Annotated in this window: 19 protein-coding genes and 1 other annotated feature (1 of these 20 only partly in view); all 19 genes read left to right on the forward strand. The window is 45.4% G+C overall.

All coding sequences use genetic code 11. From position 1 onward, the window contains the following. Positions 1-148: the 3' portion of a UvrB/UvrC motif-containing protein gene (locus tag MY7_RS18455; protein WP_029325704.1), read on the forward strand. It extends 410 nt beyond the left edge of the window; only the last 148 of its 558 coding nucleotides appear in the window; the start codon falls outside the window, past its left edge; its stop codon occupies positions 146-148. After that, entirely contained in the window at positions 148-1,239 is a 1,092-nt protein-coding gene (locus tag MY7_RS18460; RefSeq protein WP_007615222.1) for a protein arginine kinase, read from the forward strand. Before MY7_RS18455 ends, MY7_RS18460 begins: the two co-directional genes overlap by 1 nt. Continuing rightward, entirely contained in the window at positions 1,236-3,671 is a 2,436-nt protein-coding gene (gene clpC / locus MY7_RS18465) for an ATP-dependent protease ATP-binding subunit ClpC (protein ID WP_007615223.1), read from the forward strand. The genes MY7_RS18460 and clpC overlap by 4 nt, the downstream gene beginning before the upstream one ends. 93 nt (positions 3,672-3,764) lie before the next feature. Then, the gene (gene radA / locus MY7_RS18470; protein WP_007615224.1) at positions 3,765-5,144 is read left to right on the forward strand and encodes a DNA repair protein RadA; all 1,380 of its coding nucleotides are present in this window, start codon (positions 3,765-3,767) and stop codon (positions 5,142-5,144) included. Positions 5,145-5,147: 3 nt separating this feature from the next. Then, positions 5,148-6,230, forward strand: coding sequence for a DNA integrity scanning diadenylate cyclase DisA (gene disA / locus MY7_RS18475; RefSeq protein ID WP_007615225.1), 1,083 nt, complete (start codon positions 5,148-5,150; stop codon positions 6,228-6,230). Positions 6,231-6,343: 113 nt separating this feature from the next. Continuing rightward, positions 6,344-7,444: a PIN/TRAM domain-containing protein gene (locus tag MY7_RS18480; protein WP_003156403.1), complete on the forward strand. Its 1,101-nt coding sequence runs from the start codon at positions 6,344-6,346 to the stop codon at positions 7,442-7,444. Positions 7,445-7,456: 12 nt separating this feature from the next. After that, positions 7,457-8,155 carry a 2-C-methyl-D-erythritol 4-phosphate cytidylyltransferase gene (gene ispD / locus MY7_RS18485; RefSeq protein WP_007615226.1) on the forward strand — a complete coding sequence of 233 codons (699 nt, stop codon included), beginning with the start codon at positions 7,457-7,459 and terminating at the stop codon, positions 8,153-8,155. Continuing rightward, positions 8,148-8,624 carry a 2-C-methyl-D-erythritol 2,4-cyclodiphosphate synthase gene (gene ispF / locus MY7_RS18490; protein WP_003156407.1) on the forward strand — a complete coding sequence of 159 codons (477 nt, stop codon included), beginning with the start codon at positions 8,148-8,150 and terminating at the stop codon, positions 8,622-8,624. The genes ispD and ispF overlap by 8 nt, the downstream gene beginning before the upstream one ends. A 91-nt stretch (positions 8,625-8,715) precedes the next feature. Next, complete coding sequence (gltX, locus tag MY7_RS18495) at positions 8,716-10,167, forward strand: glutamate--tRNA ligase (protein WP_007615227.1); 1,452 nt, start codon at positions 8,716-8,718, stop codon at positions 10,165-10,167. 2 nt (positions 10,168-10,169) lie between these two features. Continuing rightward, positions 10,170-10,403 (forward strand) — a binding site (T-box leader). Between the two features lie 74 nt (positions 10,404-10,477). After that, entirely contained in the window at positions 10,478-11,131 is a 654-nt protein-coding gene (gene cysE, locus MY7_RS18500) for a serine O-acetyltransferase (protein WP_003156410.1), read from the forward strand. Beyond that, positions 11,128-12,528, forward strand: a complete 1,401-nt coding sequence (cysS, locus tag MY7_RS18505) for a cysteine--tRNA ligase (protein WP_007615229.1) — start codon at positions 11,128-11,130, stop codon at positions 12,526-12,528. The genes cysE and cysS overlap by 4 nt, the downstream gene beginning before the upstream one ends. Positions 12,529-12,532: 4 nt before the next feature. Beyond that, positions 12,533-12,964 (forward strand): Mini-ribonuclease 3, encoded by a 432-nt coding sequence (locus tag MY7_RS18510; protein WP_003156412.1) that lies wholly within the window; start codon positions 12,533-12,535, stop codon positions 12,962-12,964. Next, positions 12,948-13,697 (forward strand): 23S rRNA (guanosine(2251)-2'-O)-methyltransferase RlmB, encoded by a 750-nt coding sequence (gene rlmB, locus MY7_RS18515; protein ID WP_007615230.1) that lies wholly within the window; start codon positions 12,948-12,950, stop codon positions 13,695-13,697. Before MY7_RS18510 ends, rlmB begins: the two co-directional genes overlap by 17 nt. 6 nt (positions 13,698-13,703) lie before the next feature. Beyond that, on the forward strand, positions 13,704-14,216 hold the full coding sequence (gene rae1 / locus MY7_RS18520) for a ribosome-dependent mRNA decay endonuclease Rae1/YacP (RefSeq protein WP_003156414.1): 513 nt from the start codon (positions 13,704-13,706) through the stop codon (positions 14,214-14,216). A gap of 62 nt (positions 14,217-14,278) precedes the next feature. Further along, positions 14,279-14,935, forward strand: a complete 657-nt coding sequence (gene sigH, locus MY7_RS18525) for an RNA polymerase sporulation sigma factor SigH (RefSeq protein WP_003156415.1) — start codon at positions 14,279-14,281, stop codon at positions 14,933-14,935. A gap of 85 nt (positions 14,936-15,020) precedes the next feature. Continuing rightward, on the forward strand, positions 15,021-15,170 hold the full coding sequence (gene rpmG / locus MY7_RS18530; RefSeq protein WP_003156421.1) for a 50S ribosomal protein L33: 150 nt from the start codon (positions 15,021-15,023) through the stop codon (positions 15,168-15,170). A 32-nt stretch (positions 15,171-15,202) separates the two neighbouring features. After that, the gene (secE, locus tag MY7_RS18535; protein ID WP_003156422.1) at positions 15,203-15,382 is read left to right on the forward strand and encodes a preprotein translocase subunit SecE; all 180 of its coding nucleotides are present in this window, start codon (positions 15,203-15,205) and stop codon (positions 15,380-15,382) included. 166 nt (positions 15,383-15,548) lie between these two features. Next, positions 15,549-16,082: a transcription termination/antitermination protein NusG gene (gene nusG, locus MY7_RS18540; protein ID WP_003156423.1), complete on the forward strand. Its 534-nt coding sequence runs from the start codon at positions 15,549-15,551 to the stop codon at positions 16,080-16,082. Between the two features lie 167 nt (positions 16,083-16,249). Further along, entirely contained in the window at positions 16,250-16,675 is a 426-nt protein-coding gene (rplK, locus tag MY7_RS18545) for a 50S ribosomal protein L11 (RefSeq protein ID WP_003156430.1), read from the forward strand. The last annotated feature ends 37 nt before the right edge of the window (positions 16,676-16,712 follow it).

Genomic DNA, 16,712 nt, shown 5'->3' on the forward strand with positions numbered 1-16,712 from the left:
TGTAAGACGGCAAATGGAAATGTTAAAAAAAGAACTTGAATCTTTAATACACCACGAAGAGTTTGAAAGAGCAGCGGAGGTCAGGGATCAGATCCGATCGTTAGAGCAGAAATTAAAAAGTAAAGACAGTGAGGGGGAACAAGGGTAATGTCGCTCAAGCATTTTATTCAGGACGCACTAAGCAATTGGATGAAGCAAAAGGGACCTGAAAGTGACATTGTACTCAGCAGCCGTATACGGTTGGCCCGAAACTTTGAAAATATAAAGTTTCCTGCCAGGTATATGAATGAAGAAGCCTCATCCATCATTCAGCAATTCGAAGATCATTTTTCAGGAAAAGAACTGCCTGATATCGGTCAATTTCATTTAATCAGAATGAGTGAAGCTCAGCCTTTGGAAAAACGGGTGCTGATGGAGAAACATCTGATCAGCCCGAATTTAACTGAATCCCCTTTTGGCGGCTGTCTGCTTTCTGAAAATGAAGAAGTCAGCATTATGTTAAATGAAGAAGATCATATCAGAATTCAATGCCTCTTCCCCGGCTTCCAGCTTCTCAACGCTATAAAAGCGGCAAACCAGGTTGATGACTGGATTGAGGAGAAAGTGGATTACGCCTTTGGAGAGAAGAGAGGGTACTTAACAAGCTGTCCTACAAATGTAGGGACGGGACTAAGGGCTTCAGTCATGATGCATTTGCCGGGCCTTGTATTAACTAGGCAAATGAATCGAATTATACCGGCAATTAACCAATTAGGCTTAGTTGTTAGAGGAATTTACGGTGAAGGCAGCGAAGCATTAGGAAATATCTTTCAAATTTCAAATCAAATCACACTCGGAAAATCAGAACAGGACATTGTAGATGATTTAAACAGTGTGGCTGCCCAGCTGATTGAGCAGGAACGTTCAGCCCGAGAAGCGCTTTACCAAACCTCGAAAATTGAATTGGAGGACCGGGTATTCAGATCTTACGGTGTTTTATCCAACTGCCGTATGATTGAATCAAAGGAAACGGCGAAATGCCTTTCTGACGTTCGGCTGGGGATAGACCTTGGAATCATCAAAGGGCTATCAAGCAATATACTTAATGAACTGATGATTTTGACACAGCCGGGTTTTCTCCAGCAATATTCGGGCGGTGCATTACGGCCGAACGAAAGAGACGCGAGAAGAGCGGCTCTTATCAGGGAAAGGCTGCATTTAGAAATGAGTGCAAATAGACAGGAGGATGATTCGATATGATGTTTGGAAGGTTTACAGAGCGAGCTCAAAAGGTATTGGCACTGGCACAGGAAGAAGCACTGCGCTTAGGCCATACAAATATCGGAACTGAACATATACTATTAGGGTTAGTCCGTGAAGGTGAAGGGATCGCATTTAAAGCTTTAGAAGCACTGGGCCTTAATTCAGATAAAATGCAGAAAGAAGTGGAAAGTTTGATCGGTCGAGGGCAGGAAAGCACCACCTCTGTTCCTCATTACACACCTCGAGCCAAAAAGGTAATAGAGTTATCAATGGATGAAGCCAGAAAGCTAGGACATTCTTATGTGGGAACAGAACACATACTTCTCGGACTGATTCGTGAAGGAGAAGGCGTGGCCGCGAGAGTTCTGAACAATCTCGGTGTCAGCTTGAATAAGGCGAGACAGCAAGTGCTGCAGCTTCTGGGAAGCAATGAGACGGGATCTTCTGCATCCGGTACGAACAGCAATGCAAACACGCCGACGCTTGACAGCTTGGCTCGTGATTTAACTGCGATTGCGAAGGAAGACAGTCTTGATCCGGTTATCGGCCGAAGCAAAGAAATTCAGCGTGTTATTGAGGTATTAAGCCGCAGAACGAAGAATAATCCCGTTCTTATCGGAGAACCGGGTGTAGGTAAGACTGCGATTGCTGAAGGCCTCGCACAGCAGATCATCAATAATGAAGTGCCGGAAATTTTACGTGATAAACGCGTAATGACATTAGACATGGGTACGGTTGTAGCTGGTACGAAATACCGCGGAGAATTTGAAGACCGCTTGAAAAAAGTAATGGATGAAATACGTCAGGCCGGCAATATTATTTTATTCATTGACGAACTGCATACACTGATCGGAGCGGGGGGAGCAGAAGGTGCGATTGACGCATCGAATATCTTAAAACCTTCACTGGCCCGCGGAGAGCTCCAATGCATCGGTGCGACAACGCTTGATGAATACCGTAAATATATCGAAAAAGACGCCGCTCTGGAGCGCCGTTTCCAGCCGATTCAGGTGGATCAGCCGTCAGCCGATGAAAGCATTCAAATTTTAAAAGGGCTCCGTGACCGCTATGAAGCGCATCACCGCGTATCCATTACCGATGAAGCGATCGAAGCGGCGGTTAAATTGTCCGACCGTTATATTTCTGACCGCTTCCTTCCGGATAAAGCGATCGATTTAATTGATGAAGCCGGTTCAAAAGTGCGTCTCCGTTCTTTCACAACACCTCCGAACTTAAAAGAGCTTGAGCAGAAACTCGATGAAGTTCGCAAGGAAAAAGACGCTGCCGTTCAGAGCCAGGAGTTTGAAAAAGCGGCTTCCCTTCGTGATACGGAGCAGCGCCTGAGAGAACAGGTGGAAGACACGAAAAAAACGTGGAAAGAAAAACAAGGCCAGGAGAACTCCGAAGTTTCTGTAGAGGATATTGCGATGGTTGTATCCAGCTGGACCGGGGTGCCTGTATCTAAAATTGCCCAAACGGAAACAGATAAGCTTCTCAATATGGAAAACATTCTGCACTCCCGCGTCATCGGCCAGGATGAAGCTGTTGTAGCCGTTGCAAAGGCTGTCAGACGTGCAAGAGCCGGTCTGAAGGACCCGAAACGCCCGATTGGTTCATTCATCTTCTTAGGCCCTACAGGCGTTGGGAAGACAGAGCTGGCACGAGCGCTGGCGGAATCCATTTTCGGTGATGAGGAAGCGATGATCAGAGTGGATATGTCCGAATACATGGAGAAACACTCGACTTCACGTCTTGTCGGTTCTCCTCCGGGATATGTCGGCTATGATGAAGGCGGCCAGCTGACAGAAAAAGTGAGAAGAAAACCTTACTCTGTCGTACTGCTTGATGAAATTGAAAAAGCGCATCCTGATGTGTTTAACATACTCCTGCAAGTGCTTGAAGACGGACGCTTGACTGATTCAAAAGGACGCACTGTGGATTTCCGCAACACGATCCTGATTATGACGTCAAATGTCGGAGCGAGCGAGCTGAAACGCAACAAATATGTGGGCTTCAATGTGCAGGATGAATCACAAAACCATAAAGACATGAAAGACAAAGTCATGGGAGAGCTGAAGCGTGCCTTCAGACCTGAGTTTATCAACCGGATTGACGAAATTATCGTCTTCCACTCCCTTGAGAAAAAACATCTTACAGACATCGTGTCGCTTATGTCTGATCAGTTAACAAAACGTCTGAAAGAACAAGATCTCTCTATCGAGCTGACGGATGCTGCAAAAGCAAAAGTGGCAGAAGAGGGCGTCGATTTGGAATACGGCGCACGTCCGTTAAGAAGAGCGATTCAAAAGCATGTGGAGGACCGGTTATCAGAAGAACTCCTCAGAGGCAATATTGATAAGGGCCAGCACATTGTTCTTGATGTTGAGGACGGCGAATTTGTCGTAAAAACAACTGCTAAAACGAACTAATATAGTGACAAACATGAGGCATACGTAAGCGAGTGTATGCCTCACTTTGTTATATAGAGAAATATTCGATAAGGAAGAGGTCTTACAACATATATGGCTAAATCAAAAACAAAATTCATCTGCCACTCATGCGGTTATGAATCCGCAAAGTGGATGGGAAAGTGCCCGGGCTGCGGGGCTTGGAATACAATGGTGGAAGAAACCATAAAAAAAGCGCCGGCGAATCGGCGGGCGGCTTTCTCCCACTCCGTTCAAACCGTCCAGAAACCATCACCCATTACATCAATTGAAACATCGGAAGAACCCCGCGTTCACACAAAGCTTGAAGAATTCAACAGAGTGCTTGGCGGCGGCGTTGTGAAGGGCTCGTTAGTATTAATCGGCGGTGATCCCGGCATCGGAAAATCAACGCTCCTTCTCCAAGTATCCGCACAATTAGCAGATACGGCCGGCAGCGTGCTTTACATTTCAGGGGAAGAATCCGTGAAGCAAACGAAGCTGCGTGCCGACAGACTTGGAATCAACAGCCAAACGTTACATGTTTTATCTGAAACCGATATGGAGTATATTTCGTCTGCTATACAAGAGATGAAACCCGCATTTGTTGTCGTAGACTCCATTCAGACCGTGTACCAAAGTGATATCACCTCAGCTCCCGGCAGTGTATCACAAGTAAGAGAGTGTACGGCCGAATTGATGAAAATCGCGAAAACAAACGGCATACCTATTTTTATCGTCGGGCACGTCACAAAAGAAGGATCGATCGCAGGGCCGAGATTGCTTGAGCACATGGTCGATACCGTTCTATACTTTGAAGGAGAGCGGCACCATACATTCCGTATTTTGCGGGCTGTAAAAAACCGTTTCGGCTCCACAAATGAAATGGGCATCTTTGAAATGCGGGAAGAGGGGCTTACGGAAGTGCTGAACCCTTCTGAAATATTCTTGGAAGAGCGTTCTGCCGGGGCATCGGGTTCGAGTATCGTTGCGTCAATGGAAGGAACGAGACCGATCCTGGTTGAAATCCAGGCGCTCATATCACCGACCAGTTTTGGAAACCCGCGCCGCATGGCTACAGGCATTGACCACAACAGGGTGTCGTTAATTATGGCTGTGCTTGAGAAGCGGGTGGGTCTTTTGCTTCAAAATCAAGATGCATATTTAAAGGTCGCCGGCGGGGTCAAACTGGATGAACCGGCGATTGATTTGGCAGTAGCCGTCAGCATTGCCTCAAGCTTCAGAGATACACCGCCGAATCCCGCAGATTGCTTTATCGGTGAAGTGGGTCTGACAGGAGAAGTCCGCAGGGTGTCAAGAATCGAACAGCGCGTAAAAGAAGCGGCAAAACTCGGCTTCAAGCGCATGATCATACCTGAGGCGAATGCAGATGGGTGGACAATACCAAAAGGGATTGAGGTTGTCGGAGTAGCAAATGTTGCAGAAGCGCTTCGTACTTCATTAGGAGGATCATAATAGATGGAAAAAGAGAAAAAAGGGGCGAAACAAGAGCTTGACCTGTCTGCAATTCTGCAGTTCGTTGCACCGGGCACCCCGCTCAGAGCCGGGATAGAGAATGTACTTCGGGCAAATACAGGCGGCCTGATTGTTGTCGGATACAATGATAAGGTAAAGCAAGTCGTGGATGGCGGTTTTCATATTAATACATCATTTGCGCCCGCTCACTTATACGAGCTGGCCAAAATGGACGGTGCCATTATTTTAAGTGATTCCGGCCAGAAAATTCTTTATGCGAATACGCAGCTTATGCCGGAGGCGACCATTTCTTCTTCAGAAACGGGAATGAGGCACCGTACGGCGGAACGGGTGGCGAAGCAGACCGGCTGTCTCGTCATCGCCATTTCTGAGCGCAGAAATGTCATTACGTTATATCAGGACAGCATGAAGTACACACTAAAGGACATAGGATTTATTTTAACAAAGGCAAATCAGGCCATTCAAACGCTTGAGAAGTATAAAACCATTTTAGACAAAACGATTACGGCTTTAAACGCATTAGAGTTTGAGGAGCTTGTGACATTCAGTGACGTGTTGTCCGTCATGCATCGATATGAAATGGTGCTCCGAATAAAAAATGAAATCAATATGTATATTAAAGAACTCGGAACGGAAGGCCACTTAATCCGTCTGCAGGTGATTGAACTGATTACGGACATGGAAGAAGAGGCGGCACTTTTCATCAAAGACTATGTCAAAGAAAAAATCAAAGATCCGTTCGTGCTGCTAAAAGAGCTTCAGGATATGTCCAGCTATGATCTGCTTGATGATTCCATTCTGTTTAAGCTGCTTGGATATCCGGCTTCTACCAATATTGATGATTATGTGCTCCCGAGAGGATACAGGCTGCTGAACAAAATTCCGCGTCTGCCGATGCCGATTGTTGAAAATGTGGTTGAGGCGTTCGGATTTTTGCCAAGCATAACGGAAGCCACTGTAGAAGAGCTTGATGATGTTGAGGGTATCGGCGAAGTGCGCGCCAAAAAAATCAAAAAAGGCTTAAAACGCCTTCAGGAAAAACACTATATAGATAGACAGCTTTAAGAATCGCTTAAACCTGTCGGAATCCGGGTATATTATTGTTAGTTTTTGTTTATTCTGAATTTGTAGGCTCTGACAGTCTGCTGAAAAAATGCTACTTAAAAGGAGGTGGAGGTATGTTAAAACGAATAGTTCAGGCGTTCTTCATTATTGTGGGCGGCGTTGTCGGTATCTTTTTAATACCTGAATTGTTTGTGCTGTCAAATATACAGGACATACCTTTAATAACAAACGCATATACGTCTGCTGCAATTGGTGCTATTATCTTTTTTCTCATCAGTATATGGACGACAGAATATGTGATTAATTGGGTAAAATGGATTGAAGATTCTTTGCTGAGAGCTCCGGTGCCGGATCTGTTATTCGGGAGTCTCGGATTGGTTTTTGGACTTATCATCGCATATCTCATTGTAAACGTGATTCCGCTGGACAATATTCCGTACCGTATATTCAGCACCATCATTCCGGTCTTTCTGGCTTTCTTTCTCGGTTATCTGGGCTTCCAAGTCGGATTTAAGAAAAAGGATGAACTGATCAGTCTTTTCTCCATTTCTGCAAGAATGCAGAAGAAAAAGGGAAGTGCTGATGAGGAGCAGGAGGAACAGGATAAAAGGCTGAAAATCTTGGATACAAGTGTTATTATTGATGGGAGAATTGCAGATATTTGTCAGACGGGCTTTTTAGAAGGCGTCATTGTTATTCCTCAATTTGTGCTGGAGGAATTACAGCATATCGCTGATTCTTCAGATGTTTTAAAACGTAACAGAGGACGCCGCGGTCTGGATATCTTGAATCGCATTCAAAAGGAACTGGATATTACGGTTGAAATTTATGAAGGCGACTTCGAGGACATTCAGGAGGTTGACAGCAAGCTTGTCAAACTTGCGAAGCTGACATCCGGCGTCGTTGTGACGAATGATTTTAATTTAAATAAAGTATGTGAGCTTCAGAAGGTTGCGGTACTGAATATTAATGACCTTGCAAACGCGGTGAAGCCGGTTGTGCTTCCGGGCGAAGAGATGAATGTGCAGGTGATTAAGGACGGGAAAGAGCACAATCAAGGTGTGGCTTACTTGGATGACGGTACGATGATTGTTGTGGAAGAAGGCCGCAATTATATAGGGAAACATATTGATGTGCTCGTAACCAGCGTACTGCAGACAGCGGCGGGACGAATGATTTTTGCCAAGCCCAAGCTGCTTGAGAAAGCTCTTTAAGAGGGAGTTCATATGGAGTATGTTGTCGTTATTCCGGCTGCCGGACAAGGAAAACGGATGAAGGCCGGGAAAAATAAGCTGTTCATCAGCTTAAAAGGTGCGCCTGTTATTATACACACACTGCGGGTTTTTGAAAGCCACGCACCCTGTCAGAAAATAATCTTGGTGATAAACGAGAGTGAACAGGAAGATTTTCGCCAGCTGTTGGCCCAATTTCCGATTCAGACGGAAATTGAGCTTGTTACCGGAGGTGCGGAGCGTCAGCACAGTGTATACGAAGGACTGAAAGTGATTGATAAGGAATCGGTCGTCCTTGTTCATGACGGAGCGCGCCCGTTTGTCACACATCAGCATATCGATAAGCTCGTTGAAACAGCAGAGGAGGCGGGAGCGGCTGTCCTGGCTGTTCCTGTGAAAGACACGATAAAACGGGCGGAAGGCTCCCGGGTTGCGGAGACCTTTGATCGTTCAAGCTTGTGGGCCGTTCAAACGCCGCAAGCTTTTCGTCTTTCTTTATTGAAGACGGCGCATATGGAAGCGGAAAACAAAGGCTTCTTAGGGACGGATGACGCCAGCCTCGTCGAGCGTCTTGATGGATATCAGGTGAGTATCGTTGAAGGCAGCTATACCAATATTAAGCTGACAACGCCGGATGACCTGATATTTGCGGAAGCAATCATGAAAGCGGAAAGTGGGAATCATAATGTTTAGAATCGGACAAGGATTTGATGTGCATCAATTAACGGAAGGCCGTCCTCTCATCATCGGCGGAATTGAAATTCCTTATGAAAAGGGGCTGCTCGGACATTCAGATGCTGATGTATTGCTGCATACAGTCGCAGACGCGTGTCTCGGAGCGGCAGGTGAAGGAGATATCGGCAAGCATTTCCCGGATACTGATCCGGAATTCAAGGATGCGGATTCTTTTAAGCTGCTTCAGCATGTCTGGAACATTGTTAAAGAAAAAGGATACGTACTCGGAAATATAGACTGTACGATTATTGCGCAAAAGCCGAAAATGGCGCCGCATATTGATGCTATGAGAAAACGGATAGCGGAAGGCCTTGAGGCGGACGTCTCTCAAGTAAACGTAAAAGCGACGACGACTGAAAAGCTCGGGTTTACCGGAAGAGCCGAAGGAATTGCCGCTCAGGCGACCGTTCTGATCCAAAAAGCCTGATCATTGTTTTGATGCCGGGTCTATTTGGTGGTAGAATAGATACATATATTCGGCTAGAGGCTACAGACGAGATGAAAGGAAGTATTTGAACATGGGAAATGAAGTACGCGTTCGTTATGCACCGAGTCCGACCGGACATTTGCATATCGGTAACGCCAGAACTGCGCTTTTTAACTATTTATTTGCCCGCAGCCAAGGCGGAAAGTTTATTATCCGGATTGAGGATACGGACAAAAAGCGAAATATTGAAGGCGGAGAGCAAAGCCAGCTCAACTATTTGAAATGGCTCGGCATGGACTGGGATGAAAGTGTGGATGTCGGCGGAGAATACGGCCCGTACCGCCAGTCTGAGCGTAACGACATTTACAAAAAGTACTATGAAGAGCTTCTTGAAAAAGGGCTTGCTTATAAATGTTTCTGTACGGAAGAAGAACTTGAGAAAGAACGTGAAGAGCAAATCGCCCGCGGGGAAATGCCGCGTTATTCCGGCAAACACAGAAACCTGACTCAGGAAGAGCAGGAGCAGTTTTTAGCCGAAGGCAGACAGCCGAGCATCCGTTTCCGCGTGCCGGAAGGGAAAATCATCGCATTTAACGATATCGTAAAAGGTGAGATTTCTTTTGAATCAGACGGCATCGGCGACTTTGTCATCGTCAAAAAAGACGGAACACCGACGTATAACTTTGCTGTCGCGATTGACGATTACTTAATGAAAATGACGCACGTGCTCCGCGGTGAGGATCACATTTCAAATACACCGAAACAGATCATGATTTTCCAGGCATTCGGCTGGGATGTTCCTGTCTTCGGACATATGACGCTTATCGTTAACGAAAGCCGCAAAAAATTAAGTAAACGTGATGAATCAATTATCCAGTTTATTGAGCAGTATGATGAGCTGGGTTACCTGCCTGAAGCGCTGTTTAACTTTATCGGACTTCTCGGCTGGTCTCCCGTCGGTGAAGAAGAGCTTTTCACAAGAGAACAATTCATTGAAATTTTTGATGTGAATCGTTTGTCTAAGTCACCGGCTCTGTTTGATATGCATAAACTGAAATGGGTCAACAATCAATACGTCAAAGCGCTGGATCTTGATCAAGTGGTTGAGCTGACCTTGCCGCACCTGCAAAAAGCAGGAAAAGTCGGCACTGAGCTTTCTGCCGAAGACCAGGAATGGGTTCGTAAATTAATCTCTCTTTACCATGAGCAATTGAGCTACGGCGCTGAAATTGTCGAGCTGACTGATTTGTTCTTTAAAGATGAGATCGAGTATAATCAAGAGGCGAAAGCCGTTCTGGAAGAAGAACAGGTGCCTGAAGTGCTCAGCGTATTTGCTGCGAAGCTTGAAGAGCTTGAAGAATTTACGCCTGAGCTGATCAAAGCCTCAATCAAAGCTGTTCAGAAAGAAACAGGCCATAAAGGCAAAAAGCTGTTCATGCCGATTCGTGTAGCGGTTACCGGTCAGACACACGGTCCTGAGCTTCCGCAGGCCATTGAGCTGATCGGCAGAGAAACAGCCGTCAGACGCCTGAAAAGCATTTAAATATACGATTGTTGACAGGGAAGAGTATAAAACAATGACCATTACAGAAAGAATCTTCATCGGCTGAGAGAGATTCATGCGTCATGTTTTAGAAGTGCGCCCTTAAGACCTTTGAAGAACATTTCTGCGGAAATCAGTATTTAAAGGCGGCCGCCGCCGTTACCGGCTTTTAAGTTGGGAAAACAGTGACTTGTTTTTCAAACAGAGTGGAACCGCGCGGTAAAAGCGTCTCTGTCATGTTTACATGCAGAGGCGCTTTTTTTATAGGCGGAAAAACAGACTGGAGCGGGGAGAGAATGGGGGGAAGCATGTGTTTTTTAAAATGCTAAAAGAAGACATAGATACAGTGTTCGATCAAGATCCGGCAGCAAGAAGCTATTTCGAAGTTGTTTTAACTTATTCTGGTTTACATGCTATATGGGCGCATCGGATTGCACATGCTTTATATAAACGGAGATTTTTCTTCCTGGCGCGCCTGATATCACAGATTGCCCGTTTCTTTACCGGAATTGAAATCCATCCCGGCGCGACCATCGGGAGAAGGTTTTTCATTGACCACGGTATGGGGGTCGTCATAGGGGAAACATGTGAAATCGGCAATAACGTGACGGTATTCCAAGGTGTCACTCTCGGGGGAACGGGAAAAGAAAAGGGGAAGCGGCATCCGACCATAAAAGATGATGCTTTAATTGCAACCGGAGCGAAGGTGCTCGGCTCTATTACGGTCGGGCAGGGTTCTAAAGTAGGGGCCGGCTCCGTTGTGCTTCGTGATGTTCCCGACTTTTCGACCGTTGTCGGCATACCGGGGAAAGTCGTCATTCAGAACGGAAGAAAAATCAAACGCGATCTCAATCACCAAGACTTGCCCGATCCGGTTGCTGACCGGTTTAGAGCATTGGAGCAGCAGATTTTTGAACTGCAGGCTGAACTGGAAGATAAAAAAGAAAGGATCAACCAAAAATGACCATTACACTTTATAATACATTGACACGGAAAAAGGAAACATTCGTTCCTCTTGAGGAAGGCAAAGTAAAAATGTACGTGTGCGGACCGACTGTATACAACTATATTCATATCGGAAACGCGCGTCCGGCGATTGTGTATGATACCGTACGCAACTATTTAGAGTATAAGGGATACGATGTTCAATACGTATCGAATTTCACCGATGTTGACGACAAACTGATTAAGGCGGCCAACGAGCTCGGCGAGGACGTCCCGGCCGTTTCTGAACGGTTCATTAAAGCGTATTTTGAAGACGTGGGGGCCCTCGGATGCCGGAAAGCGGATCTTCACCCCCGGGTCATGGAAAACATGGACGCCATTATTGAATTTGTCAGCGAGCTGATTAAAAAAGGCTACGCTTATGAATCAGAAGGCGACGTCTATTTCAAAACAAGGGCCTTCGAAGGCTACGGCAAGCTATCTCAGCAATCAATTGATGAACTCAGATCAGGCGCGCGTATCCGTGTCGGCGAGAAGAAAGAGGATGCGCTGGACTTTGCTCTTTGGAAAGCTGCTAAGGACGGAGAAATTTCATGGGATAGCCCTTGGGGAAAAGGCCGCCCGGGCTGGCATATTGAATGCTCCGCAATGGTGAAAAAGTATTTGGGTGACGAAATCGATATTCATGCCGGCGGTCAGGACCTGACATTCCCGCACCATGAAAACGAAATCGCCCAATCTGAAGCATTAACAGGCAAGACATTCGCAAAATACTGGCTTCACAACGGATATATCAATATCGATAATGAGAAAATGTCAAAATCTCTCGGCAACTTTGTTTTGGTGCACGATATCATTAAGCAATATGACCCGCAGCTTTTGAGATTTTTCATGCTGTCCGTTCATTACCGCCACCCGATCAACTATTCGGAAGAGCTGCTTGAGAAAACAAAAAACGCGTTTAACCGCCTGAAGACGGCCTATAGTAATTTAAACCATCGTTTGATTAGCAGCACGAATCTGACTGACAATGATGAGGAATGGCTCGCTAAAATCGAAGAGCACCGCACTGCGTTTGAAGAAGCAATGGATGATGATTTTAATACGGCGAATGCGATTTCCGTTTGGTTTGATCTGGCGAAGCTCGCTAATTACTACATGCAGGAAGACAATACGGCGGATCACGTCATTAAAGCCTTTATCAGCATGTTTGACAGAATCGGATCAGTTCTCGGACTTACGCTCGGCGAAGAAGAGCTTGTCGACGAAGAGATTGAAGAGTTGATTGAGAAGAGAAATGAAGCCCGCCGCAATCGCGATTTTGCTTTGTCAGACCAGATTCGCGATCAGCTGAAAAGTATGAATATCATTCTTGAAGATACGGCCCAGGGAACTCGCTGGAAGCGGGGAGAGTAAGCGGATGCTTCAATTTGAACAAATCAAAGATTCAAAGCAGTTAAACGGTCTTGCGCTTGCTTATATGGGTGATGCCATTTTTGAAATATACGTCCGGCATCACCTGCTTAAGCAGGGCTTTACGAAACCGAATGACCTTCATAAGAAGGCGAGCCGGATTGTATCGGCAAAATCACAGGCAGACATATTGTTCCGCCTTCAGGACGAATCCTTTTTCACGGAGGAAGAGGAAGCCGTGCTGAGAAGAGGCAGAAACGCGAAATCAGGGACGACGCCTAAAAACACAGATGTACAGACGTACCGCCATAGTACAGCTTTTGAGGCTTTACTCGGATACCTTTTTCTTGAGAAAAGAGAAGAAAGACTGAATCAGCTGATTGCTGAGGCTATACAAGTCGGGACGTCAGGGAGGAAAACAAATGAGTCAGCAACATGATTACGTCATAGGAAAAAACGCTGTGATTGAGACGTTAAAGTCAGATCGCAAGCTGTATAAGTTATGGATGGCGGAAAACACAGTAAAAGGACAGGCGCAGCAAGTTATGGAGCTTGCTAAAAAGCGCGGCGTCACCATTCAATTTGTACCGAGGAAAAAACTCGATCAGATGGTGGAGGGGCAGCATCAGGGTGTTGTCGCCCAGGTGGCAGCATATGAATATGCACAATTAGACGAATTATATAAAAGAGCGGAAGAGAGAAACGAACAGCCTTTCTTTCTCATACTGGACGAGCTGGAAGACCCTCATAATCTCGGTTCCATCATGAGAACGGCTGACGCTGTCGGTGCACACGGCATCGTGATTCCGAAACGCAGAGCGGTCGGACTGACTGCGACGGTCGCAAAAGCATCGACCGGTGCGATTGAACACATTCCCGTCGTGAAGGTGACCAACCTTGCCCGGACACTTGATGAAATGAAGGAGCGGGGGATTTGGGTCGTCGGAACGGATGCATCCGCCCGGGAAGACTACCGCTCTATGGACGGCAAGATGCCTTTAGCGCTCGTTATCGGAAGCGAAGGCAGAGGAATGGGCCGGCTTGTGAAAGAGAAATGTGATTTTCTCATTAAGCTTCCGATGGCCGGAAAAGTCACGTCTTTGAATGCGTCGGTTGCGGCCGGCCTTCTCATGTATGAAGTCTACCGGAAGCGCAATCCTTTAGGGGAATGAAGACAGATGGACATCCTGTTAGTAGACGGATACAACATGATTGGAGCTTGGCCGCAGCTAAAGGATTTAAAAGCGAACAGTTTTGAAGAAGCGAGAGATGTACTGATCCAGAAGATGGCGGAATATCAGTCCTACACGGGAATCAGAGTCATTGTGGTGTTTGACGCACACCTGGTAAAAGGCATAGAGAAAAAACAAACGAATCACAGAGTCGAAGTGATTTTCACACGGGAGAATGAGACGGCGGATGAGCGGATCGAGAAGCTTGCCCAGGCGCTGAATAATATTGCGACACAGATTCATGTCGCAACTTCCGATTATACGGAGCAGTGGGCGATTTTCGGACAAGGGGCTCTCCGTAAATCCGCCCGGGAGCTCCTGAGGGAAGTGGATACGATAGAGCGCCGGATTCAAAGGCGGGTTTCAAAGATCACTTCTGAAAAACCACCGGGTAAAATTGAGCTGTCCGAAGAGGTTTTGAAAACGTTTGAAAAGTGGCGCCGAGGCGGTCTGGATTAGGTTGACGCTTTTTCGCCCATTAATGTATAATATTTCTATCTACGTGCGCCGGGGGGATCGCAGTGAATCTACAGAACAGCAAGGGAAAGTTCAACAAAGTGCAATTTTGCCAGTTGGAGGACGAGCAGGTCATTGAAAAGGTTCATGTTGGGGATAGTGATGCGTTAGATTACTTGATTACGAAGTACCGTAATTTTGTACGGGCGAAAGCAAGGTCTTATTTTTTAATAGGGGCCGACAGAGAAGATATTGTACAGGAAGGGATGATAGGCTTATATAAGTCTATCCGAGACTTTAGAGAGGACAAGCTTACTTCATTTAAAGCTTTTGCAGAATTATGCATTACCCGCCAGATTATTACCGCAATAAAGACAGCTACCCGTCAGAAACACATTCCTTTAAATTCCTATGTTTCTTTAGACAAACCTATTTTTGATGAAGAATCTGACAGAACACTGCTTGATGTCATTTCAGGCGCTAAAACGTTAAATCCTGAAGAGATGATTATTAATCAGGAAGAATTTGATGATATCGAAATGAAAATGGGAGAACTGCTGAGCGATCTGGAGAGAAAGGTGCTTGTTTTGTATTTGGACGGAAGAAGTTACCAAGAGATTTCAGATGACTTAAACCGACACGTAAAATCAATCGATAATGCCCTGCAGCGCGTGAAGCGCAAGCTTGAAAAGTATTTAGAAATAAGAGAGATCAGCCTGTAGCAGGTTTCTGTGTCATATTGACAGAATTTTTCTGACTGTGCTATTTTATTAAGATAAATGAATGTTTAGGAAAAGGTGTAACGACATGAGAAAAAAGATTACGCTGGCATGCAAAACATGCGGAAATCGTAATTATACGACAATGAAAAGCTCTGCATCAGCGGCTGAGCGGTTAGAAGTTAAGAAGTACTGCAGCACTTGCAATTCACATACAGCTCATTTAGAAACAAAATAGTGTTCGCTTTTTAAATTGTGGAGGTCTTTTACATGCGCATGATGAGTTTCTTTAAAGATGTTGGGAAAGAAATGAAAAAGGTTAGCTGGCCTAAAGGCAAAGAGTTAACGCGCTATACAATCACGGTGATTTCAACGGTTATCTTTTTTGTTATCTTTTTTGCCCTCCTTGATACAGGAATTTCTCAATTAATTCGTTTAATAGTTGAATAATGATCAGCAATACGTGCTATAATAGATCATAATATCGTTTGCCAAAACCCGTTCAGCGGGTTTTTTATTGTGTTGTTGAAAAAGGATTCATAGGCCCTGAGCCTATTTTTTGTTTTACACTTCATTTTTAAATGCGGGGAGGGAAGGACTGCAGAGTCCTGATAGAATGGAAAAGAATTGGTATGTTGTTCATACGTATTCCGGTTATGAAAACAAAGTAAAAGCAAACCTTGAAAAACGTGTGGAATCAATGGGAATGCAGGATAAAATTTTCCGCGTTGTCGTCCCTGAAGAAGAAGAGACTGATATTAAGAACGGCAAGAAAAAAGTAGTCAAAAAGAAAGTGTTCCCGGGTTATGTGCTTGTTGAAATCGTCATGACTGATGATTCCTGGTATGTGGTCCGCAACACGCCGGGCGTTACCGGATTCGTCGGATCAGCCGGTTCAGGCTCAAAGCCGACTCCGCTTCTTCCTGGCGAAGCGGAAACCATCTTAAAACGCATGGGCATGGATGAGCGGAAAACCGACATTGATTTTGAATTGAATGAGACAGTCAAAGTCATAGACGGACCTTTCGCCAACTTTACAGGATCAATTGAAGAGATTGATTATGATAAGAGCAAAGTGAAAGTATTCGTTAACATGTTCGGCCGTGAAACGCCGGTTGAACTGGAATTTACCCAGATCGACAAATTGTAATGTGAAAAAACTTGAAATTGCTATATATTAATGATAATATAGCAAAGGTACGTCTTGGACTAATCCAAGGCAGCTAGCTTGATATTTCGTCATTCATATAAAGAATGAAACCTTGAGTGGGAGGGTTTACCCTATTACCACATCACGGACTTAAGGAGGTGTGTCTCGTGGCTAAAAAAGTAGTAAAAGTTGTAAAATTGCAAATTCCTGCTGGAAAAGCTAACCCAGCGCCGCCAGTTGGACCTGCACTAGGTCAAGCCGGTGTAAATATCATGGGATTCTGTAAGGAGTTTAACGCTCGTACAGCTGACCAAGCTGGTTTAATCATTCCTGTTGAAATTTCGGTTTACGAAGACCGTTCATTTACATTTATTACAAAAACTCCGCCTGCTGCAGTATTGCTTAAAAAAGCAGCTGGAATTGAGTCTGGTTCTGGTGAACCAAACCGTAATAAAGTGGCAACCGTTAAGCGCGATAAGGTTCGCGAAATCGCTGAAACGAAAATGCCTGACTTAAACGCAGCAGACGTTGAAGCGGCAATGCGCATGGTTGAAGGTACTGCCCGCAGTATGGGTATCGTTATCGAGGATTAATTTGTTTCTTGTCGGGTTGCGAGTTTTCACAAGTTCG

Origin of the sequence: Bacillus sp. 5B6 (assembly GCF_000259405.1) — a bacterium.
GTDB lineage: Bacteria > Bacillota > Bacilli > Bacillales > Bacillaceae > Bacillus > Bacillus velezensis.